This is a genomic window from Pseudomonas citrullilanati, from assembly GCF_030580855.1.
Taxonomy (GTDB): domain Bacteria; phylum Pseudomonadota; class Gammaproteobacteria; order Pseudomonadales; family Pseudomonadaceae; genus Aquipseudomonas; species Aquipseudomonas citrulli.
In genome coordinates this window covers 20,179-39,401 of record NZ_JAUQOP010000036.1, presented here as the reverse complement: position 1 = coordinate 39,401, position 19,223 = coordinate 20,179, and the positions used below count along the sequence as shown (strand labels likewise).

Genomic DNA, 19,223 nt, shown 5'->3' with positions numbered 1-19,223 from the left:
GCGCTCAACCACGGGGCAGGAACACGTCGGCCAGCAGTTGATTGCGCGGCAGGCCAGCCAGGTAAAGGCGCTTGGCAAAGGCCTCGACCCGGTCGGGATGGCCGCAGAGTAAGGCTTGGGTTTGCCGCGAAACAAGCCGCAGTTGCGCCAACGCGGACGGCGCCTCGGCCGCGGTCAACAGCTCCACGGCCAGGTTCGGGTGCTTGGACGCCAGTGCCGCCAGGGGTTTGGCCAAATAGTGACCGGCTTGGTCATGGGCCACGTGAATAAGGCGCACGCCACCTTGGTGATGCTGGCGCAGGGCTTCGCGCAGCAGGCCGAACAGCGGCGCCAGGCCGGTGCCGGCCGCCAGCAGCCAGAGCGGCTTGTCGGTCCAGTCGGGGTCGTAGTGCAGGGCACCGCCGCGCAATTCACCGAGGCGGATCGGGTCGCCAACCTTCAGCTGCCGAGCCGCGTCGACGAATTGGCCGGGTTCGCGGCAATCGAGGTGAAACTCCAGGAATCGGTCTTCCTCCGGCAGGCTTGCCAGGGAGTATGGCCGCGCCACCTCGCCGGCCCACAGCACCAGGTGCTGGCCGGCGCGATAACGCAGGGGCCGCTCAGGGGTGATTCGCAAGCGCAACACGTCGGCGCCCAGCCAATCCACCGCCGCCACCTGGGCCGCGCGACCGTCGCGCTGCGGGTCGAAGGTGTGGACCTGTACATCCTCGATCACCTGGCATTGGCAGGCCAGCCGCCAGCCTTGATCGCGCTGGGGCGGGCTCAAGGCATCGGGCCGGCTGTCACGCACATCGCCGCCCACGCATCGCACCAGGCACGCATGGCAACTGCCGGCTCGGCAACTGTAGGGCACCGCGACACCGGAGGCATTCAACGCGTCCAGCAGGTTACTGCCCGCCGCCACCGTCCATTGCCGGCCAGCGACTGTCAGTTCAGGCATCGACACTCTCCCAGGCGGCGGCGCAACGATTGCGGCCGTCTCGCTTGGCACGGTACAGCGCCTGGTCGGCGCGTTGCAACGCGTTGTCCAGGTCGTCGCCCACCTCCAGCAGGGTCATGCCCGCCGACAAGCTCAGCGCACCGACCTGCAGGCCGACCAGCTCGACTTCGGTGAACGCCAGCCGCAATCGCTCGCAACAAGCCGTGAGGCGCGATGGGTCGCAGGCGGGCAGGAGCATGACGAACTCTTCGCCGCCATAACGGGCCAGCACATCGCCTTCGCGCAGGCACGCCGTGGCGACGCTGGCGAATGCCTGGAGCACCTGGTCCCCGGCAGCGTGACCGTGCAGGTCGTTGATGCGCTTGAAATGATCGAGGTCGATCAGCGCCAGGCCATGGGCAACGCCGGGCCTGAGGGTATTGAGTTCGCGGGAAGCCAGGCGCAGGAAATGCCGGCGGTTGAATAGCCCGGTCAGTTCATCGGTGGCCACCAGGTCTTCGAGCTGGCGCATCATGCCGCGCAACGTGTCCTGGTGCGCCTGCAGGGCAAATCGACGCTGGCGCATGCGCTGGCGCGAGGTCTGGACGTAGCGGGCATAGAACACCAGCCACACCAGCACCATGAACAGCACGCACACCTGCAACCCGGCCAGCGTGGGGTCGGGCAGCCGGAAGAAATAGCCATCCCAGAGGGTGATGCCGGTAAAGCTGATGAACACCAGCGTCGCACAGCGCACGAAGACCCGGCGCGTCAGGTGGAACAGCCCGAACAACAGGATCAGCACGTAGAACACCAGAAACACGCCCCGGGCCTGGTCCAGGTGGGCCATCATCCAGGTCTGCCAGCCTAGGCCGACCAGCACTTGTATTTCGGTGAGGCTGGGGTCGGCGAAGCGCAGGTTGCGACCGGTGATGAACAGCGTGAACAGCCCCGCCTGGCACACCGCCACGAGCACGCTGCCGATGATGACACCGCGCAACGAGTCGAGGTAATGACCACTGAAAAATGCCAGCCACAACAACACCAGTGCCAGCGCGTAAGTCGCGGCCGCCAAAGCGAAGCGTTTCAGCAAAAGACGTTGAATGGCGTTATGGGTCAATCGTTGACTCACCATGGGAAAGGGAAACTGACAGGAGGCGTCCTACGCTACAGGCCAGACGCCACTTTAGTGGCGTGCAGGCCAAATGACCATTCAATTCTGGAGCAGAAAAATGGCGTCAAAGCAATGGCCTGGTTGACGCAGTTGTTTGATGTGGGCTCGCGCCCATGTAGCGAGGGGATTTATCCCCGCTGGGCTGTGTAGCAGCCCTGAAAGCCAGGCGCCTCGGTGCGTCAGGGTTTGGACTTCAGTCGCTTCGGGGCTGCTGCGCAGCCCAGCGGGGATAAATCCCCTCGCCACAGATAAATCCCCTCGCCACAAGGGCAGCTCGCTCCCACAGGGTGCCGGCCTGCGCTATACTGCCGCGCCTTTTTAGCGTCGCGCCAGCATGCCCGGCGTGCCTTGTAAGAGGTGCCGCCCGTCGACCGATGCACCCAAGCGGCCGGCACCTTATTGAATGTTCCCGTCTTCTAGAGGAGCGCGACTCATGACCGTGATCAAGCAAGATGACCTGATACAGAGCGTTGCCGACGCCTTGCAGTTCATTTCCTACTACCACCCCGTGGACTTCATCCAGGCGATGCACGAGGCCTACCTGCGCGAAGAATCGCCGGCGGCCCGTGACTCCATGGCGCAGATCCTGATCAACTCGCGCATGTGCGCCACCGGCCACCGGCCGATCTGCCAGGACACCGGCATCGTGACCGTGTTCGTGCGCGTGGGCATGGACGTGCGCTGGGATGGCGCGACCATGAGCCTGGACGACATGATCAACGAGGGCGTGCGTCGCGCCTACAACCTGCCGGAAAACGTCCTGCGCGCATCGATCCTCGCCGACCCGGCGGGCGCGCGCAAGAACACCAAGGACAACACCCCGGCGGTCATCCATTACTCCATCGTCCCGGGCAACACCGTGGAAGTGGACGTGGCGGCCAAGGGCGGCGGTTCCGAGAACAAGTCGAAGATGGCCATGCTCAACCCGTCCGACTCCATCGTCGACTGGGTCCTCAAGACCGTTCCGACCATGGGCGCCGGCTGGTGCCCGCCTGGCATGCTGGGCATCGGCATCGGCGGCACCGCCGAGAAAGCCGCGGTCATGGCCAAGGAAGTGTTGATGGAATCCATCGACATCCACGAGCTGAAGGCACGCGGCCCGCAGAACCGCATCGAGGAAATGCGCCTGGAGCTGTTCGAGAAGGTCAACCAACTGGGCATCGGCGCCCAGGGCCTGGGCGGCCTGACCACCGTGCTCGACGTGAAGATCATGGACTACCCGACCCACGCCGCGTCCCTGCCGGTGTGCATGATCCCCAACTGCGCCGCCACCCGTCACGCCCACTTCGTGCTCGACGGCACGGGCCCGGCGGAGCTGGAAGCGCCACCGCTGGACGCCTACCCGGAAATCGTCTGGGAAGCCGGCCCCTCGGCTCGCCGCGTGAACCTCGACACCCTGACCCCGGAAGAAGTGCAGAGCTGGAAACCGGGCGAAACCGTGCTGCTCAACGGCAAGATGCTCACCGGTCGCGACGCGGCGCACAAGCGCATGGTCGAGATGCTGAACAAGGGTGAAACCCTGCCGGTGGACTTGAAAGGTCGCTTCATCTACTACGTCGGCCCGGTCGACCCGGTGGGTGACGAAGTCGTCGGTCCGGCCGGCCCGACCACGGCCACGCGAATGGACAAGTTCACCCGCCAGATCCTCGAGCAGACCGGCCTGTTGGGCATGATCGGCAAATCCGAGCGCGGCCCGACCGCCATCGAAGCGATCAAGGACAACAAGGCGGTGTACCTCATGGCCGTGGGCGGCGCCGCCTACCTGGTGGCCCAGGCGATCCGCAAATCCAAGGTCCTGGCGTTCGCCGAGCTGGGCATGGAAGCGATCTACGAGTTCGAGGTCAAGGACATGCCGGTAACGGTCGCCGTGGACAGCCAGGGCGAGTCGGTGCACATCACCGGCCCGGCCATCTGGCAGAAGAAGATCAGCGACAGCCTGGCGGTAGAAGTGCAGTAACACGCCCTTCGATGCCATGAAGAAGGCCGGTGGGTGCATGCCCACCGGCCTTTTTTTATGTCCGCCCTTTCCCGAAAAAGTCAGGGATGCAGAAGTTCGACGGCTGCCCGAGTTCTACTGTGGGAGCGGGCTTGCCCGCGAAAGCGCTGGGTCAACATGCATCCCTGTTGGATGTGCCGGCGTCTTCGCGGGCAAGCCCGCTCCCACAGGATCAGGTGCAGGTTCCAAGTCCCTGATCGCTCCAGGCCATCGCCATGCTATCGTGCCCGCCCGACTTTCAACCTGTCCACGCCAGCATGTTGCCAACCACCCGCACCTTGCGCCTGTCGCTGTACACCCTGTTGATCCTTGCCGGCGCGGCGCTCGCCGCCACCCTCGCCGTGCGCCACGCCGAGCGCGCGGCCCTGGAAGAGGACGCCCACCGTGCGAGCCAGCAATTGGCGCTGTACGCCAATTCCCTGCACACCCTGATCGAACGCTACCGCGCCCTGCCCGCCGTGCTGGCGCTGGACCCGGAGTTGCGCTCGGCCCTCAAGGGGCCGGTCGAAGGTGCGCAACAGGACGCGTTGAATCGCAAGCTGGAGCGAATCAACGGCGCCGCCCAATCGTCCACCCTGGAACTGCTCGACCACAACGGCCTGGCCGTTGCGGCCAGTAACTGGCAACTGCCCAGCAGCTATGTCGGCCACAACTACGGGTTCCGCCCCTATTTCATCCAGACCCGCACCCAAGGCACCGGGCGCTTCTATGCGGTAGGCGTCACCAGCGGCATTCCCGGCTACTTCCTCTCCAGCGCAGTGACCGGCGACAACGGCGAGTTCCTCGGCGCCATGGTGGTAAAGCTGGAGTTTCCGGAGCTTGAGCGCGAATGGCGCCAGGGCAGCGATACCTTACTGGTGAGCGATGCCCGGGGCATCGTGTTCATCGCCAATCGCCCGGGCTGGCGATATCGCCACTTGCAGCCGTTGACCGACAGCGACCGCGCCGAACTCAAGACCACCCGCCAGTACGACAAGCAACCGCTGCAACCGCTGGCCATCGAATCGCTGCGCCGCTTCGACGACAACAGCCACCTGGCCCGTGTCGCGGCCCCGGGAGGCAGCGCCGATTACCTCTGGGAGTCCCTGCCCCTGGCCGCCGAGGGCTGGACGCTGCACCTGCTGCGTCATCCGCAGATCGCCTTCGAGGACCTGCGCAACGCCGGGCTGGCTGCCGCTGGGTCCTGGCTGGCGCTGGTGTTCCTGCTGCTGTTTCTCAACCAGCGCTGGCGCCTGGCCAAGCTTCGCCAGCGCAGCCGTGAAGAGCTGGAACGGTTGGTGGAAGTCCGCACCCGGGACCTGCGCACGGCCCAGGACGGCCTGGTGCAATCGGCCAAGCTGGCGGCCCTGGGTCAGATGTCCGCGGCCCTGGCCCACGAAATCAACCAGCCGCTGACCGCCCAGCGCATGCAATTGGCCACGTTGCGCCTGCTGCTGGACCACGGCCGGGTTGACGAAGCCTACAAGGCCCTCAAGCCGGTGGACGACATGCTGACCCGCATGGCCGCCCTCACCGGCCACCTGAAGACCTTCGCCCGCAAGAGCCCCAGCGGCCTGCGCGAACGGCTGGACCTGGCGGCGGTGGTGGACCAGGCGCTGCAACTGCTGGACACCCGGCTGCGGGACGAACAGGTCAGCACCGTGCTGCACCTGACGCGCCCGGCGTGGGTGCGTGGCGACGCGATCCGCCTCGAACAGGTGTTGATCAACCTGTTGCGCAACGCCCTCGACGCCATGGCCGGGCAACCCCTCAAGCGCCTGGAAGTGCGCCTGGAGGCCGATGAACAGTTGTGGCGCCTGTGCGTCAGCGACAGCGGTTGCGGGATTGCCGAGGAGCACCTGGCCCAGGTATTCGACCCCTTCTTCACCACCAAGGCGGTGGGCGACGGCCTGGGCCTGGGGTTGGCGGTGTCGTTTGCGATCATTCATGAATCGGGCGGGCGACTGACAGCGGACAATCATGAGCACGGCGCGGTATTCTGCGTGACCTTGCCCATCGACCAGGAGGCGCAGTCGCATGCTTGATTCAGTCATGGTCGTGGATGACGAAAGCAGCATCCGCAGTGCCGTCGAGCAATGGTTGAGCCTGTCGGGCTTCCAGGTGCAGTTGTTCAACCGCGCCGATGCCTGCCTGGCGCAATTGCCGGAGCACTACCCCGGGGTGATCCTCAGCGATGTGCGCATGCCCGGTCTCAGCGGCCTGGAACTGCTGGCCGAAGTGCGTCGCCGCGACCCCGACCTGCCGGTGATCCTTTTGACCGGCCACGGGGACGTGCCGATGGCCGTGGAAGCCATGCGCGACGGCGCCTATGACTTCCTCGAAAAGCCCTTCAGCCCCGAAGCCCTGCTCGGCAGCCTGCGGCGGGCCCTGGACAAGCGCAGCCTGGTCCTGGAGAACCGCCGCCTGCACGAACAGGCCGACGCCCGGGCCCGGCTCGACGGCACACTGCTGGGCGTGTCGCGGGCACTGCAGACCCTGCGCCGCCAGGTGCTGGACCTGGCGACGCTGCCGGTCAACGTATTGATCCGCGGCGAAACCGGCAGCGGCAAGGAACTGGTCGCCCGGTGCCTGCACGACTTCGGCCCGAGGGCGAGCAAGCCGTTCGTCGCGCTGAACTGCGCGGCCATTCCCGAACCGTTGTTCGAAGCGGAACTGTTCGGCCATGAAAGCGGCGCGTTCACCGGCGCCCAGGGCAAGCGCATCGGCAAGCTGGAATACGCCCACGGCGGCACGTTGTTCCTCGATGAAATCGAAAGCATGCCCCTGGCCCAGCAGGTCAAGTTGCTACGAGTGCTACAGGAACAGAAACTCGAACGGCTGGGCTCGAACCAGAGCATCCACGTGGACCTGCGGATCATCGCCGCGACCAAGCCCGACCTGCTGGACGAAGCCCGGGCCGGGCGTTTCCGCGAAGACCTTGCCTACCGCCTGAACATCGCCGAACTGCGCCTGCCGCCGCTGCGGGAACGGCGCGAGGACATCCCCCTGCTGTTCGAGCACTTCACCCACAGCGCCGCCGAACGCCTGGGCCGTCCCGCCACGCCCCTGAGCGGCCCGCAGTTGAACTACCTGCTCAGCCACGCCTGGCCGGGCAACGTGCGCGAACTGGCCAACGTCGCCGAACGCCAGGTCCTGGGGCTGGACCAGCCGCACACCCTGGACACCGAGCCCGGGCAATCCCTCGCTGCCCAGCAGGAAGCCTTCGAAGCCCAATGCCTGCGCGCTGCCCTGATGCGGCACAAGGGCGATGTGAAAGCGGTGCTCGAAGAACTGCAACTGCCTCGCCGCACCTTCAATGAAAAATTGCAGCGGCACGGGTTGAGCCGGGAAATGTTCTTGCAGGACAACTGATTTCGCAGCGGTTGGGGCGCAGGACTTCGCGAGCAGGCTCGCTCCCACAGGGGCAGGTGCGCACAACCCCCTGTGGGGGCGAGCCTGCTGGCGAAGGCGGGGTGAGCCCTAGCGGCGATGGGTCCAGCGCTGGCGCAGCCACTCCAGGTCTTCGGGGCGGGTGACCTTGATGTTGTCGGAACGTCCCTCGATCAAGCGGGGGGCCTGCCCTGCCCATTCCATGGCCGATGCCTCATCGGTGATGAGCGCATCCGCCACCAGGCTGTCGGCCAGGGCCCGGTGCAGGGCGCCGAGGCGAAACATCTGAGGGGTGTAGGCTTGCCAGATCACGCTGCGATCGATGGTTTCCTGCACCCGGCCCTGTTTGTCGACACGCTTGAGGGTGTCCCGGGCCGGGACGGCCAGCAGGCCGCCGACCGGATCGTTCACCAACTCGCCGAGCAAGGTGTCCAGGTCGTCCCGGGACAAGTTGGGCCGGGCTGCATCGTGCACCAGCACCCAGTCGTGATCATCGGCGCCCTGCCCGTGCAGATGCAGCAAGGCATTGAGCACGGAATCGGCACGCTGCTCGCCGCCGTCCACCCGCTGGACGCGCGGATCGCTGGCGCAGGCCAGGCTTGGCCAGTAGGGGTCGTCATGGGCAACGCTCACCACCACGCCCTTGAGGGTGGGGTGATCGAGGAAACAGCCGAGGCTGTGTTCGAGAATCGTGCGTCCGCCCAGTTGCAGGTACTGCTTGGGTCGGTCCGCAGCCATCCGGGCACCGATGCCCGCGGCAGGAATCACGGCCCAGAAGGCCGGCAAACGAATACTCATTGGGCCAACTGGTAGAGGGTCTCGCCCTCCTTGACCATGCCCAGTTCATGGCGAGCCCGCTCTTCGACGGTTTCCATGCCTTTTTTCAACTCCGTGACCTCGGCGTCCATCACCCGATTACGCTCCAGCAACGCCTCGTTTTCGGCATGCTGGTCGGCAATCTGCTGAGTCAGGTCGGCCACTTGCGCCAGGCTGCCATTACCCACCCACAGGCGGTACTGCAGGCCGGCCAGCAACAGGAGCAAGACAAGAAACAACCAATTGGGACTGCGCATCGAATATCAGTATCCAGTGAAAAAAGACCGCCATGCCAAACTTTGCAGCGTCTGATAGCACGAAGCCTGGAAAACCCAGGCTTGTGCTTGATAAGGCATCAGATTAGAGGGAAAAACACCACCTGGGCGACTTTTCCGACCTGATCCGCTGTCTTTTTACCATCTACCGCTTAACCGCGAAACTCGGCGCGACCGTTGTACTTGGCCTTGCCGTTCAACTGCTCTTCGATACGCAGCAGTTGGTTGTACTTGGAAACGCGGTCGGAACGGCACAGCGAACCGGTCTTGATCTGGCCCGCCGCGGTGCCCACGGCCAGGTCGGCAATGGTCGAATCCTCGGTTTCCCCGGAACGGTGGGAGATCACGGCGGTGTAGCCGGCGGCCTTGGCCATCTGGATGGCTTCCAGGGTTTCGGTCAGGGTGCCGATCTGGTTGAACTTGATCAGGATCGAGTTGGCGATCTTCTTGTCGATGCCTTCCTTCAGGATCTTGGTGTTGGTGACGAACAGGTCGTCGCCCACCAGTTGGGTCTTCTCGCCGATCTTGTCGGTGAGGATTTTCCAGCCCGCCCAATCGGACTCGTCCAGGCCGTCTTCGATGGAGATGATCGGGTAGCGCTCGGTCAGGCCCTTGAGGTAGTCGGCGAAACCTTCGGCGGTGAACACCTGGCCTTCGCCGGACAGGTTGTACTTGCCGTCTTCGAAGAACTCGCTGGCGGCGCAGTCCAGGGCCAGCGTCACGTCGGTGCCCAGCTTGTAGCCGGCGTTGGCCACGGCTTCGGAGATCACTTTCAGTGCGTCTTCGTTGGACGCCAGGTTCGGCGCGAAGCCACCTTCGTCGCCCACTGCGGTGCTCAGGCCACGGGCCTTCAGCACGGCCTTGAGGTGATGGAAAATCTCGGTGCCCATGCGCAGGCCTTCGGAGAAGGTCTTGGCGCCTACCGGCTGGACCATGAATTCCTGGATGTCGACGTTGTTGTCGGCATGCTCGCCGCCGTTGATGATGTTCATCATCGGCACCGGCATCGAATAGACGCCCGGGGTGCCATTGAGGTTGGCGATGTGGGCGTACAGCGGCAGGTCCTGGTCCTGGGCGGCGGCCTTGGCGGCAGCCAGGGACACGGCGAGGATCGCGTTGGCGCCCAGGGTGGCTTTGTTCTCGGTGCCGTCGAGCTTGATCATCGCCTGATCGAGGGCCTTCTGGTCGGCAGGGTCCTTGCCCAGCAACAGGTCGCGGATCGGACCGTTGATGTTGGCGACGGCCTTCAGCACGCCCTTGCCCAGGTAACGGCCCTTGTCGCCATCACGCAGCTCCAGCGCTTCGCGCGAGCCGGTGGAAGCACCGGACGGCGCGCAGGCGCTGCCGATGATGCCGTTGTCGAGAAGCACGTCCGCTTCAACAGTGGGGTTGCCGCGGGAGTCGAGAACTTCACGACCTTTGATGTCGACGATTTTTGCCATTGTTGTAAACACTCCAAAGTTGACTAGAACGTTGCAGAAAACTTGCTCAGCCTCGGTTGCGATTCAGTCAAGAGACCGAATGGGAGCGCTTCGCACTCCAGCGGGAGCAAGCTCCCTCGCCACAGGAGCACGGCTTGCCGGCGACGGGCCCTCAAGGACGCCATCGCTGGCAAGCCATGCTCCCACAAGAGCAGTGCGGCCAGCGGGCCAGAGCGATAATCGAGCGGTACTTTACCGGAGAAAACCGCGTTACGCGGTTTCTATCGTCGGAAAACCCTTGACCAGCTCGTCCAACGCCTTGAGCTGAGACAGGAAAGGTTCCAGCTTGTTCAGGCGCAAGGCGCAAGGGCCGTCGCACTTGGCGTTATCCGGGTCCGGGTGGGCCTCGAGGAACAGGCCGGCCAAGGACTGGCTCATGCCGGCCTTGGCCAGGTCGGTGACCTGGGCGCGACGGCCGCCGGCGGAGTCGGAACGGCCGCCCGGCATCTGCAGCGCGTGGGTCACGTCGAAGAACACCGGGTATTCGAACTGCTTCATGATGCCGAAGCCGAGCATGTCCACCACCAGGTTGTTGTAGCCGAAGCTCGAACCGCGCTCGCAGAGGATCAACTGGTCATTCCCGGCTTCTTCGCATTTGCTCAGGATGTGTTTCATTTCCTGGGGCGCGAGGAACTGGGCTTTCTTGATGTTGATCACCGCGCCGGTCTTGGCCATCGCGACCACCAGGTCAGTCTGGCGCGACAGGAAGGCCGGCAACTGGATGATGTCGCAGACCTCGGCGACGACCGCGGCCTGGGCAGGCTCGTGGACGTCGGTGATGATCGGCACGCCAAAGGCCTGCTTGATGTCCTGGAAGATCCGCATGCCCTCTTCCAGGCCCGGGCCACGGTAGGAGGTCACCGACGAACGGTTGGCCTTGTCGAAGCTGGCCTTGAACACGTAGGGGATGCCCAGCTTCTGGGTGACCTTCACGTACTCTTCGCAGACCTGCATGGCCATGTCGCGGCTTTCCAGCACGTTCATGCCGCCGAACAGCACCATGGGCTTGTCGTTGGCAATCTCGATGTCACCGACGCGGATGATCTTCTGGGCCATCGTCTTATGCCTTTTTCTGGTGTTGGGCCAAAGCGGCCTTCACGAAGCCGCTGAACAGCGGATGACCGTCCCGTGGCGTCGAGGTGAACTCGGGGTGGAACTGGCAAGCGACGAACCATGGGTGATCCGGCGACTCGACCACTTCCACCAGCGCGCCGTCACCGGAGCGACCGGAGATCTTCAGGCCGGCCTCGATCAGTTGCGGCAGCAGGTTGTTGTTCACTTCGTAGCGATGGCGGTGACGCTCGACGATGACATCCTTGGCATAGCACTCGTGCACTTTGGAGCCGGCTTCGAGCAGGCATTCCTGGGCGCCGAGGCGCATGGTGCCGCCGAGGTCGGAGGATTCGGTGCGCACTTCCACGGCACCGGTGGCGTCTTCCCACTCGGTGATCAGGCCCACGACCGGATGGCCGCTGGCGCGGTCGAACTCGGTGGAGTTGGCGTCTTTCCAGCCCAGCACGTTACGGGCGAACTCGATGACCGCCACTTGCATGCCCAGGCAGATCCCCAGGTACGGCACCTTGTTTTCGCGAGCGTACTGCACCGCGGTGATCTTGCCTTCCACGCCCCGCAGGCCGAAGCCGCCTGGCACGAGGATCGCGTCGGCGCCTTCGAGCAAACCGGTGCCCTGGTTCTCGATGTCTTCGGAATCGATGTAGCGCAGGTTGACCTTGGTACGGTTGCTGATGCCGGCGTGGCTCATCGCCTCGATCAGCGACTTGTAGGCGTCCAGCAGTTCCATGTACTTGCCGACCATGGCGATGGTGACTTCGTGCTCCGGGTTGAGCTTGGCATCGACCACGGCGTCCCATTCGGACAGGTCGGCACCGGCGCACTGCAGGCCGAAACGCTCGACGACGAAATCGTCCAGGCCCTGGGAGTGCAGGATGCCCGGGATCTTGTAGATGGTGTCGGCGTCTTCCAGGCCGATCACCGCACGCTCTTCAACGTTGGTGAACTGGGCGATCTTGCGACGCGACGACAGGTCGATCGGGTGATCGGAGCGGCAGACCAGTACATCCGGCTGCAGGCCGATGGAACGCAGTTCCTTGACTGAGTGCTGGGTCGGCTTGGTCTTGGTTTCGCCAGCGGTGGCGATGTACGGGACCAGCGTCAGGTGCATCAGCATCGCGCGCTTGGCGCCGATTTCGAAACGCAGCTGGCGGATGGCCTCGAGGAACGGCTGGGACTCGATGTCGCCCACGGTGCCGCCGATCTCGACCATCGCCACGTCGGCGTCGCCGGCACCCTTGATGATGCGGCGCTTGATTTCGTCGGTGATGTGCGGGATGACCTGGATGGTCGCGCCCAGGTAGTCACCACGACGCTCCTTGCGCAGCACGTGCTCGTAGACGCGGCCGGTGGTGAAGTTGTTGTTCTGGGTCATGGTCGTGCGGATGAACCGCTCGTAGTGGCCCAGGTCCAGGTCGGTCTCGGCGCCGTCGTGGGTGACGAACACTTCGCCGTGCTGGAACGGGCTCATGGTGCCCGGGTCGACGTTGATGTACGGGTCCAGCTTGAGCATGGTGACCTTAAGCCCCCGCGCCTCCAGGATGGCCGCCAATGAAGCCGAGGCAATGCCTTTCCCCAATGAAGAAACAACACCGCCCGTGACGAATATGTAGCGCGTCATGAAAAACCCTAGAAGTCTGCGTTAAAGCGGTCCGAGCCGCCGGGGAAAGCGAAGGAAGGCCGAAGCCCCCGATCACCTGCATTAATCACAGTGCACCTTTCAAAAAAACCGCCGCGTTGGGACAGACCGGAAGTGGAATCACCGGTACGTTGCTCGCTACACATTTTTTGGAATCGCCCAGCAAAGACTGCTTGGTAATCGGCAACTCCTGCAATTCAGGCGAATCCACAGAAGTTGTATCAAGAAGGGAGCGTAGTCTACCGGAAAGCCCCTTTCAGCTCAAACCCCGATCTTGGCCTCCTGGCTGCCAGGCCAATTGCCAGCTGCCATCGGCCGCACCGTCGAGCCCGCCCAGGTTGGCCACCGCCAGCAATCGCTCGCCCTCATACAGCAGCGGCAATCGGCCGCGAACGAAGGCCGGCACGCCGCGTTCATTGAGCAAACGCTTGAGATCCCGGTGACCACGATCCACTAGCGCCATCACCTCGCCGCCTTGACGATAGCGCACGCTGAGCGGCCCCGCAGGCGGCTTGCCGTTGAGCACCAGCCGACCGTTGCCCGGCAAGCGCAGCGGCAGCGCAGGGGCCGCCCATTCGACGGCGCCTGGCGTAGCACAGAGCCAGTGGTCGGATAACCACCAGACTCGCCCGCCAGCCCGGTGCAGTTCGCCGCCGGCCAGGCGCCAGATCGGCCGGGCGTCGTCTGCCGCATCACGTAAAGAGTCCCAGCCCGACCAGTGATCGCTGTCGGGCAGCAAGGTCAGCGGCGCCAGCCAGTGGCTCAGCGCGTTGCGCTGGCGGGCCGGCGACAACGCTTGCAAAGGTGCCAGCGCCAGGGATGGCAGCCCGAGCCAGTCGAATGCGCCAGGGATCAAGGCCTGGGCCAGGTCGATTTGCGCCAGATCCTCCAGCAAACCTTGGGCTTCGTCCATGTGCCCCGCGCTACGAGCCAGGGTTGCCGAGGCTCGTGGCCAATGCTCGGCCAGCGCTGGAAAAATCCGCTGGCGCAGAAAGTTGCGTGCGTAGCGGTGATCGTCGTTGGACGGATCGTCGATCCAGCTCAGGCCTTGTTGCCTCGCATAGGCCTCCAGCTCCGCGCGGGACACATCGAGCAATGGCCGCAGCAGATGCCCCTGGCCCAATGGACGCTGCCGGGGCATCGCGGCCAAGCCCCTCACCCCCGCCCCGCGCAGCAGTCGAAACAGCAGGGTCTCGGCCTGGTCGTCGCGGTGCTGGGCCGTAAGCAGCACTTCATTGCTGTGGATCGCTGCCAGGAAAGCGCCATAACGCGCTTCCCGAGCGGCGCGCTCGACACTGGCACCCGGACGGACTTGCACATTGACCACTTGCAGTGGCACCCCAAGGGCCTCGCAAACCGAACGACAATGATCCGGCCAAGTATCCGCCACCGACTGAAGACCATGGTGGACGTGGATTGCACTTAGCGCAGGCAAGGGTTGGGTTTTGGAGAGAGATGCGAGCAGATGCAGCAGGACGGTGGAATCGAGGCCACCGGAGAAGGCGACGTGCCAAGTGGCGGCGTTGCGCCAGGGGGATAGCTGTGTGAGGAGCTGGGTGGGCAGCTCGATCCTGGGCTGACTCATAGAAACGGGCCTTCACACAAATCAAATGTGGGAGCGAGCTTGCTCGCGATAGCGGGTTAGCATTCAACAGATAAGTTGACTGATACTCCGCCATCGCGAGCAAGCTCGCTCCCACACAGGGCTACAGCGCTTGAATCAGAGACCGTAGCTCATCAACCGCTCATAGCGACGGGCCAGCAATGCATCGTGATCGAGCTTCTTCAGCATCGACAATTGCGAACTCAGCTCGGCACGAATCAGCGCTGCGGCCGCCGCCGGGTCGCGGTGGGCGCCGCCCACTGGCTCGTTGATCACCTTGTCGACGATGCCCAGACCCTTGAGGCGCTCGGCAGTGATGCCCATGGCTTCAGCGGCGTCCGGGGCCTTCTCGGCGGTTTTCCACAGGATCGAGGCGCAGCCTTCCGGCGAGATCACCGCGTAGGTGGAATATTGCAGCATGTTCAGCTGGTCGCAGACACCAATGGCCAACGCACCGCCGGAACCACCTTCGCCAATCACGGTGGCGATGATCGGGGTCTTCAGGCGGGCCATGACGCGCAGGTTCCAGGCAATCGCTTCGCTCTGGTTGCGCTCTTCGGCGTCGATGCCCGGGTAGGCGCCAGGGGTGTCGATGAAGGTCAGGATCGGCATCTTGAAGCGCTCGGCCATTTCCATCAGGCGGCACGCCTTGCGGTAGCCTTCAGGACGCGGCATGCCGAAGTTGCGACGGACCTTCTCGCGCACTTCGCGGCCTTTCTGATGGCCGATGACCATCACCGGCTGGTCTTCCAGGCGAGCCACGCCACCGACGATCGCGGCGTCGTCGGAGAAATGACGGTCGCCGTGCAGTTCGTCGAACTCGGTGAAGATGTGCTCGATGTAGTCCAGGGTATAGGGACGACGCGGATGGCGCGCCAGGCGGGCGATCTGCCAGCTGGTCAGCTTGCCGAAGATGTCCTCGGTCAGCGTGCGGCTCTTGTCCTGCAGACGAGAGATCTCATCGCCGATATTCAGCGAATTGTCATTACCGACCAAGCGCAACTCTTCGATCTTGGCTTGCAGGTCGGCGATCGGCTGTTCGAAATCTAGAAAATTCGGGTTCATAGGCGTCCGTCTTGGGTCGACGTCCAAGAGAGCTTGGGCCGGCCGGTTGTCTATTCGCGCCTACCTTAAGGGAGAGGCGCGTTCAGGTCGAGATTAAAAATTCGGGTCGAGATCAGGGGTATCCGGGTTTGCGAAGTGGCCCCTGGCCGTCAACGGTATTGGAGGAAGACGTTGTCTTTGCCGAACTGGTCACGCAAGGCTTGAATCAACGCATCCGCCGGATCGATCCGCCAGCCTTCGCCGAACTGCAACACCGCCTTGGCGTCGGGGCGCACGTACTCCATGGTGATCGGACAGGCGCCGCGATGACGCTTGAACAATTCGCCCAGCCAGCGTAGCTGATCGCCCTTGAGGTCCTGGGTCTGCAACTTCAGGCGCAGGCTCTCGGCCAGGTTGGTGCGGGCGTCTTCCATGCTCATCACCCGCTTGACCCGCAGCCGCAGGCCGCCGGAGAAGTCATCGTTGCTGACCTCGCCTTCCACCACCACCATCGCGTCGGTCTGCAACAGCGATTGCGCCGAATGGAACGCATCGGCGAACAGGGAAGCCTCGATGCGTCCGGAACGGTCGTCGAGGGTGATGAAGCCCATCTTGTCGCCCTTCTTGTTCTTCATCACCCGCAGGGCAATGATCATGCCGGCCACTGTCTGGGTGTCCCTGGCCGGCTTCAGGTCGATGATGCGCTGGCGGGCGAAACGGCGAATCTCGCCTTCGTATTCGTCGATCGGGTGACCGGTGAGGTACAGGCCCAAGGTGTCTTTCTCACCCTTGAGACGCTCCTTGAGGGTCAGCTCCTTGGCCTTGCGATGGTTGCCGTAGACGTCGGCGTCCTCCTCGACGAACAGCCCGCCGAACAGGTCGGCGTGGCCGCTGTCGTGGGTGCGGGCGGTTTGCTCGGCCGCCTTGATCGCCTCTTCCATGGCGGCCAGCAACACCGCGCGATTGCGGTCGATGTTGGCCTGGTAGGCCTTGGGCTCATCATGGAAATAGGGACCGAGGCGGTCCAGTGCGCCGCTGCGGATCAGGCCATCGAGGGTGCGCTTGTTGATGCGCTTGAGGTCGACCCGGGCGCAGAAATCGAACAGGTCCTTGAACGGCCCGTCCTCGCGCGCCTCGGTGATCGCTTCCACCGGCCCCTCGCCCACGCCCTTGATCGCGCCGAGGCCATAGATGATGCGGCCCTCGTCGTTCACCGTGAACTTGAACTCCGAGGCGTTCACGTCCGGCGCGTCGAGGCGCAGCTTCATGGTCCGCACTTCCTCGATCAAGGTCACGACCTTGTCGGTGTTGTGCATATCCGCCGAAAGCACCGCGGCCATGAACGGCGCCGGGTAATGCGCCTTCAGCCAGGCGGTCTGGTACGACACCAGGCCATAGGCGGCGGAGTGGGATTTGTTGAAGCCGTAGCCGGCGAATTTCTCCACCAGGTCGAAGATGTTACCGGCCAGGTCGGCATCGATACCGTTGTTCGCACAGCCTTCGATGAAGCCACCGCGCTGCTTGGCCATCTCCTCGGGCTTCTTCTTACCCATCGCCCGACGCAGCATGTCCGCACCGCCGAGGGTGTAGCCGGCCATCACCTGGGCGATCTGCATCACCTGTTCCTGGTACAGGATGATGCCGTAGGTCGGTGCCAGCACCGGCTTGAGGCCGTCGTACTGGTAGTCCGGGTGCGGGTACGCCAGTTCGGCGCGCCCGTGCTTGCGGTTGATGAAGTCGTCCACCATGCCCGATTGCAGCGGCCCCGGCCGGAACAGGGCCACCAGTGCGATCAGGTCTTCCAGGCAGTCGGGCTTGAGCTTCTTGATCAGCTCCTTCATGCCGCGCGATTCAAGCTGGAACACCGCCGTGGTCTCGGCCTTCTGCAACAGGCTGTAGGTCGGCTTGTCGTCCAGCGGGATGAACGCGATGTCCAACGGCGCTTCGCCGAGCTTGGCCCGATCGCGGTTGATGGTCTTCAGTGCCCAATCGATGATCGTCAGGGTCCGCAGGCCGAGGAAGTCGAACTTCACCAGGCCCGCCGCCTCGACGTCATCCTTGTCGAACTGGGTGACCAGGCCGTCGCCCTCTTCATCGCAATAGATCGGCGAGAAGTCGGTCAGCTTGGTCGGCGCGATCACCACGCCACCGGCGTGCTTGCCGACGTTGCGCACCACGCCTTCGAGCTTGCGGGCCATCTCCCAGATTTCCGCGGCTTCTTCGTCGACCTTGATGAAATCCCGCAGGATTTCTTCCTGCTCGTAGGCTTTCTCCAGGGTCATGCCGACTTCGAACGGGATCATCTTCGACAGGCGATCCGCCAGGCCGTAGGACTTGCCCTGCACCCGCGCCACGTCCCGCACCACCGCCTTGGCGGCCATGGAACCGAAGGTGATGATCTGGCTCACCGCGTTGCGACCGTACTTCTCGGCCACGTAGTCGATCACCCGGTCGCGACCGTCCATGCAGAAGTCGACGTCGAAGTCGGGCATGGAAACCCGTTCCGGGTTGAGGAAACGTTCGAAGAGCAGGTCATATTCCAACGGGTCGAGGTCGGTGATCTTCTGCACGTAGGCCACCAGCGACCCGGCACCCGAGCCCCGGCCCGGCCCCACAGGCACGCCGTTGTTCTTGGCCCACTGGATGAAGTCCATCACGATCAGGAAATACCCGGGGAACCCCATCTGGATGATGATATCCAGCTCGAAATTCAACCGATCGACATAGACCTGGCGCTTGGCTTCGTAATCCTCGGTGGTGTCCTTGGGCAACAGGACGCTGAGGCGCTCCTCCAGGCCATCGAAGGACACCTTGCGGAAATATTCGTCGATGGTCATGCCATCGGGGATCGGGAAGTTGGGCAGGAAGTGCTTGCCCAGCTTGACTTCGATGTTGCAGCGCTTGGCGATCTCGACGGTGTTTTCCAGCGCCTCGGGCAGGTCGCTGAACAACTCGGCCATTTCCTCGGCGCTCTTGAGGTATTGCTGGTCGCTGTAGTTCTTCGAGCGACGCGGGTCGTCGAGGGCACGGCCTTCGCCGATGCAGACGCGGGTTTCGTGGGCCTCGAAATCTTCCTGCTTGATGAAGCGCACGTCGTTGGTGGCCACCAGCGGCGCACCGAGCTTGTCGGCCAGGGCCACGGCGGCGTGCAGGTGTTCTTCGTCGTTGGGACGGTTGGTGCGCTGCACCTCGATGTAGAAGCGATCCGGGAACACCGCCATCCAGTCGCGGGCCAGGGCCTCGGCTTCCTCGAGGTTGCCGCTGAGCAGGGCCAGGCCGATTTCACCCTCCTTGGCCGCCGACAGCATGATCAGGCCTTCGCTGGCCTCGGCCACCCACTCGCGCTCGATGATGATCGAGCCGTTGCGCTGGCCGTCGATAAACCCCCGGGAAATCAGCTCGGTGAGGTTGCGATAGCCCGTCGCGTTCATGACCAGCAGGCTGATACGGCTCAGCGGCGCATCCGGGTCCTTGCTCGACAACCACAGGTCGGCACCGCAGATCGGCTTGATCCCGGCGCCCATGGCGGTCTTATAGAACTTGACCAACGAGCACATGTTGTTCTGGTCGGTGACCGCCACGGCAGGCATGTTCATACCCACCAGGGTCTTGACCAGTGGCTTGATCCGCACCAGGCCGTCGACCAGGGAATATTCAGTGTGCAGGCGTAGATGAACGAATGAAGCCGGCATAGTGATCCTGCGTTAAGTCATGAAAACAACAAGGCCCGGATTGTACCGGGCCTTGGGTAAAACATCAGCCATGCGTATTGCGCCCGGCAAAATGTGCGCACTACTTTGTGGCGAGGGGATTTATCCCCGCTGGAGCGCGAAGCG

Annotated in this window: 13 protein-coding genes; 3 read left to right on the top strand and 10 right to left on the bottom strand. The window is 63.8% G+C overall.

The annotated features are described in order from the left end of the window. Positions 1-4: 4 nt before the first annotated feature. Complete coding sequence (locus tag Q6A48_RS20640; RefSeq protein ID WP_304556084.1) at positions 5-940, bottom strand: iron-sulfur-binding ferredoxin reductase; 936 nt, start codon at positions 938-940, stop codon at positions 5-7. Continuing rightward, a complete protein-coding gene (locus Q6A48_RS20635) occupies positions 933-2,039 on the bottom strand; it encodes a GGDEF domain-containing protein (protein ID WP_304556083.1) in 1,107 nt (368 codons plus the stop codon). The genes Q6A48_RS20640 and Q6A48_RS20635 overlap by 8 nt, the downstream gene beginning before the upstream one ends. A 487-nt stretch (positions 2,040-2,526) precedes the next feature. On the opposite strand from Q6A48_RS20635, the gene Q6A48_RS20630 reads away from it, so the two are divergent. From Q6A48_RS20630 to mifR, 3 genes are all read left to right on the top strand, one after another. After that, complete coding sequence (locus tag Q6A48_RS20630) at positions 2,527-4,050, top strand: fumarate hydratase (protein ID WP_041020308.1); 1,524 nt, start codon at positions 2,527-2,529, stop codon at positions 4,048-4,050. 296 nt (positions 4,051-4,346) lie between these two features. Continuing rightward, the gene (locus Q6A48_RS20625) at positions 4,347-6,113 is read left to right on the top strand and encodes a sensor histidine kinase (protein ID WP_304556081.1); all 1,767 of its coding nucleotides are present in this window, start codon (positions 4,347-4,349) and stop codon (positions 6,111-6,113) included. Then, positions 6,106-7,440 carry a sigma-54-dependent transcriptional regulator gene (gene mifR / locus Q6A48_RS20620; RefSeq protein ID WP_304556080.1) on the top strand — a complete coding sequence of 445 codons (1,335 nt, stop codon included), beginning with the start codon at positions 6,106-6,108 and terminating at the stop codon, positions 7,438-7,440. The genes Q6A48_RS20625 and mifR overlap by 8 nt, the downstream gene beginning before the upstream one ends. A gap of 108 nt (positions 7,441-7,548) precedes the next feature. Here the strand turns inward: mifR and ispD are convergent, their stop codons facing one another. From ispD to dnaE, 8 genes are all read right to left on the bottom strand, one after another. Next, positions 7,549-8,256, bottom strand: coding sequence for a 2-C-methyl-D-erythritol 4-phosphate cytidylyltransferase (gene ispD, locus Q6A48_RS20615; RefSeq protein ID WP_304556079.1), 708 nt, complete (start codon positions 8,254-8,256; stop codon positions 7,549-7,551). Continuing rightward, positions 8,253-8,531 (bottom strand): cell division protein FtsB, encoded by a 279-nt coding sequence (gene ftsB / locus Q6A48_RS20610; protein ID WP_003184873.1) that lies wholly within the window; start codon positions 8,529-8,531, stop codon positions 8,253-8,255. Before ftsB ends, ispD begins: the two co-directional genes overlap by 4 nt. A gap of 170 nt (positions 8,532-8,701) precedes the next feature. After that, on the bottom strand, positions 8,702-9,991 hold the full coding sequence (gene eno / locus Q6A48_RS20605; RefSeq protein ID WP_304556078.1) for a phosphopyruvate hydratase: 1,290 nt from the start codon (positions 9,989-9,991) through the stop codon (positions 8,702-8,704). Between the two features lie 249 nt (positions 9,992-10,240). Further along, entirely contained in the window at positions 10,241-11,086 is an 846-nt protein-coding gene (gene kdsA / locus Q6A48_RS20600) for a 3-deoxy-8-phosphooctulonate synthase (RefSeq protein ID WP_053152762.1), read from the bottom strand. A 4-nt stretch (positions 11,087-11,090) separates the two neighbouring features. Continuing rightward, positions 11,091-12,722 carry a CTP synthase gene (gene pyrG / locus Q6A48_RS20595; RefSeq protein WP_304556076.1) on the bottom strand — a complete coding sequence of 544 codons (1,632 nt, stop codon included), beginning with the start codon at positions 12,720-12,722 and terminating at the stop codon, positions 11,091-11,093. 274 nt (positions 12,723-12,996) lie between these two features. After that, positions 12,997-14,325: a tRNA lysidine(34) synthetase TilS gene (gene tilS / locus Q6A48_RS20590; protein WP_304556075.1), complete on the bottom strand. Its 1,329-nt coding sequence runs from the start codon at positions 14,323-14,325 to the stop codon at positions 12,997-12,999. A 135-nt stretch (positions 14,326-14,460) separates the two neighbouring features. Next, positions 14,461-15,408: an acetyl-CoA carboxylase carboxyltransferase subunit alpha gene (locus Q6A48_RS20585; RefSeq protein ID WP_304556074.1), complete on the bottom strand. Its 948-nt coding sequence runs from the start codon at positions 15,406-15,408 to the stop codon at positions 14,461-14,463. A 149-nt stretch (positions 15,409-15,557) separates the two neighbouring features. Then, positions 15,558-19,079: a DNA polymerase III subunit alpha gene (gene dnaE / locus Q6A48_RS20580; RefSeq protein ID WP_304556073.1), complete on the bottom strand. Its 3,522-nt coding sequence runs from the start codon at positions 19,077-19,079 to the stop codon at positions 15,558-15,560. Between the last annotated feature and the right edge of the window lie 144 nt (positions 19,080-19,223).

Bases quoted from the DNA above. Each gene is read 5' to 3' on its own strand.
- Q6A48_RS20640 (WP_304556084.1), bottom strand. From the start codon at position 940: ATGCCTGAACTGACAGTCGCTGGCCGGCAATGGACGGTGGCGGCGGGC.
- Q6A48_RS20630 (WP_041020308.1), top strand. From the start codon at position 2,527: ATGACCGTGATCAAGCAAGATGACCTGATACAGAGCGTTGCCGACGCC.
- Q6A48_RS20625 (WP_304556081.1), top strand. From the start codon at position 4,347: ATGTTGCCAACCACCCGCACCTTGCGCCTGTCGCTGTACACCCTGTTG.
- mifR (WP_304556080.1), top strand. From the start codon at position 6,106: ATGCTTGATTCAGTCATGGTCGTGGATGACGAAAGCAGCATCCGCAGT.
- ispD (WP_304556079.1), bottom strand. From the start codon at position 8,256: ATGAGTATTCGTTTGCCGGCCTTCTGGGCCGTGATTCCTGCCGCGGGC.
- ftsB (WP_003184873.1), bottom strand. From the start codon at position 8,531: ATGCGCAGTCCCAATTGGTTGTTTCTTGTCTTGCTCCTGTTGCTGGCC.
- eno (WP_304556078.1), bottom strand. From the start codon at position 9,991: ATGGCAAAAATCGTCGACATCAAAGGTCGTGAAGTTCTCGACTCCCGC.
- kdsA (WP_053152762.1), bottom strand. From the start codon at position 11,086: ATGGCCCAGAAGATCATCCGCGTCGGTGACATCGAGATTGCCAACGAC.
- pyrG (WP_304556076.1), bottom strand. From the start codon at position 12,722: ATGACGCGCTACATATTCGTCACGGGCGGTGTTGTTTCTTCATTGGGG.
- tilS (WP_304556075.1), bottom strand. From the start codon at position 14,325: ATGAGTCAGCCCAGGATCGAGCTGCCCACCCAGCTCCTCACACAGCTA.
- Q6A48_RS20585 (WP_304556074.1), bottom strand. From the start codon at position 15,408: ATGAACCCGAATTTTCTAGATTTCGAACAGCCGATCGCCGACCTGCAA.
- dnaE (WP_304556073.1), bottom strand. From the start codon at position 19,079: ATGCCGGCTTCATTCGTTCATCTACGCCTGCACACTGAATATTCCCTG.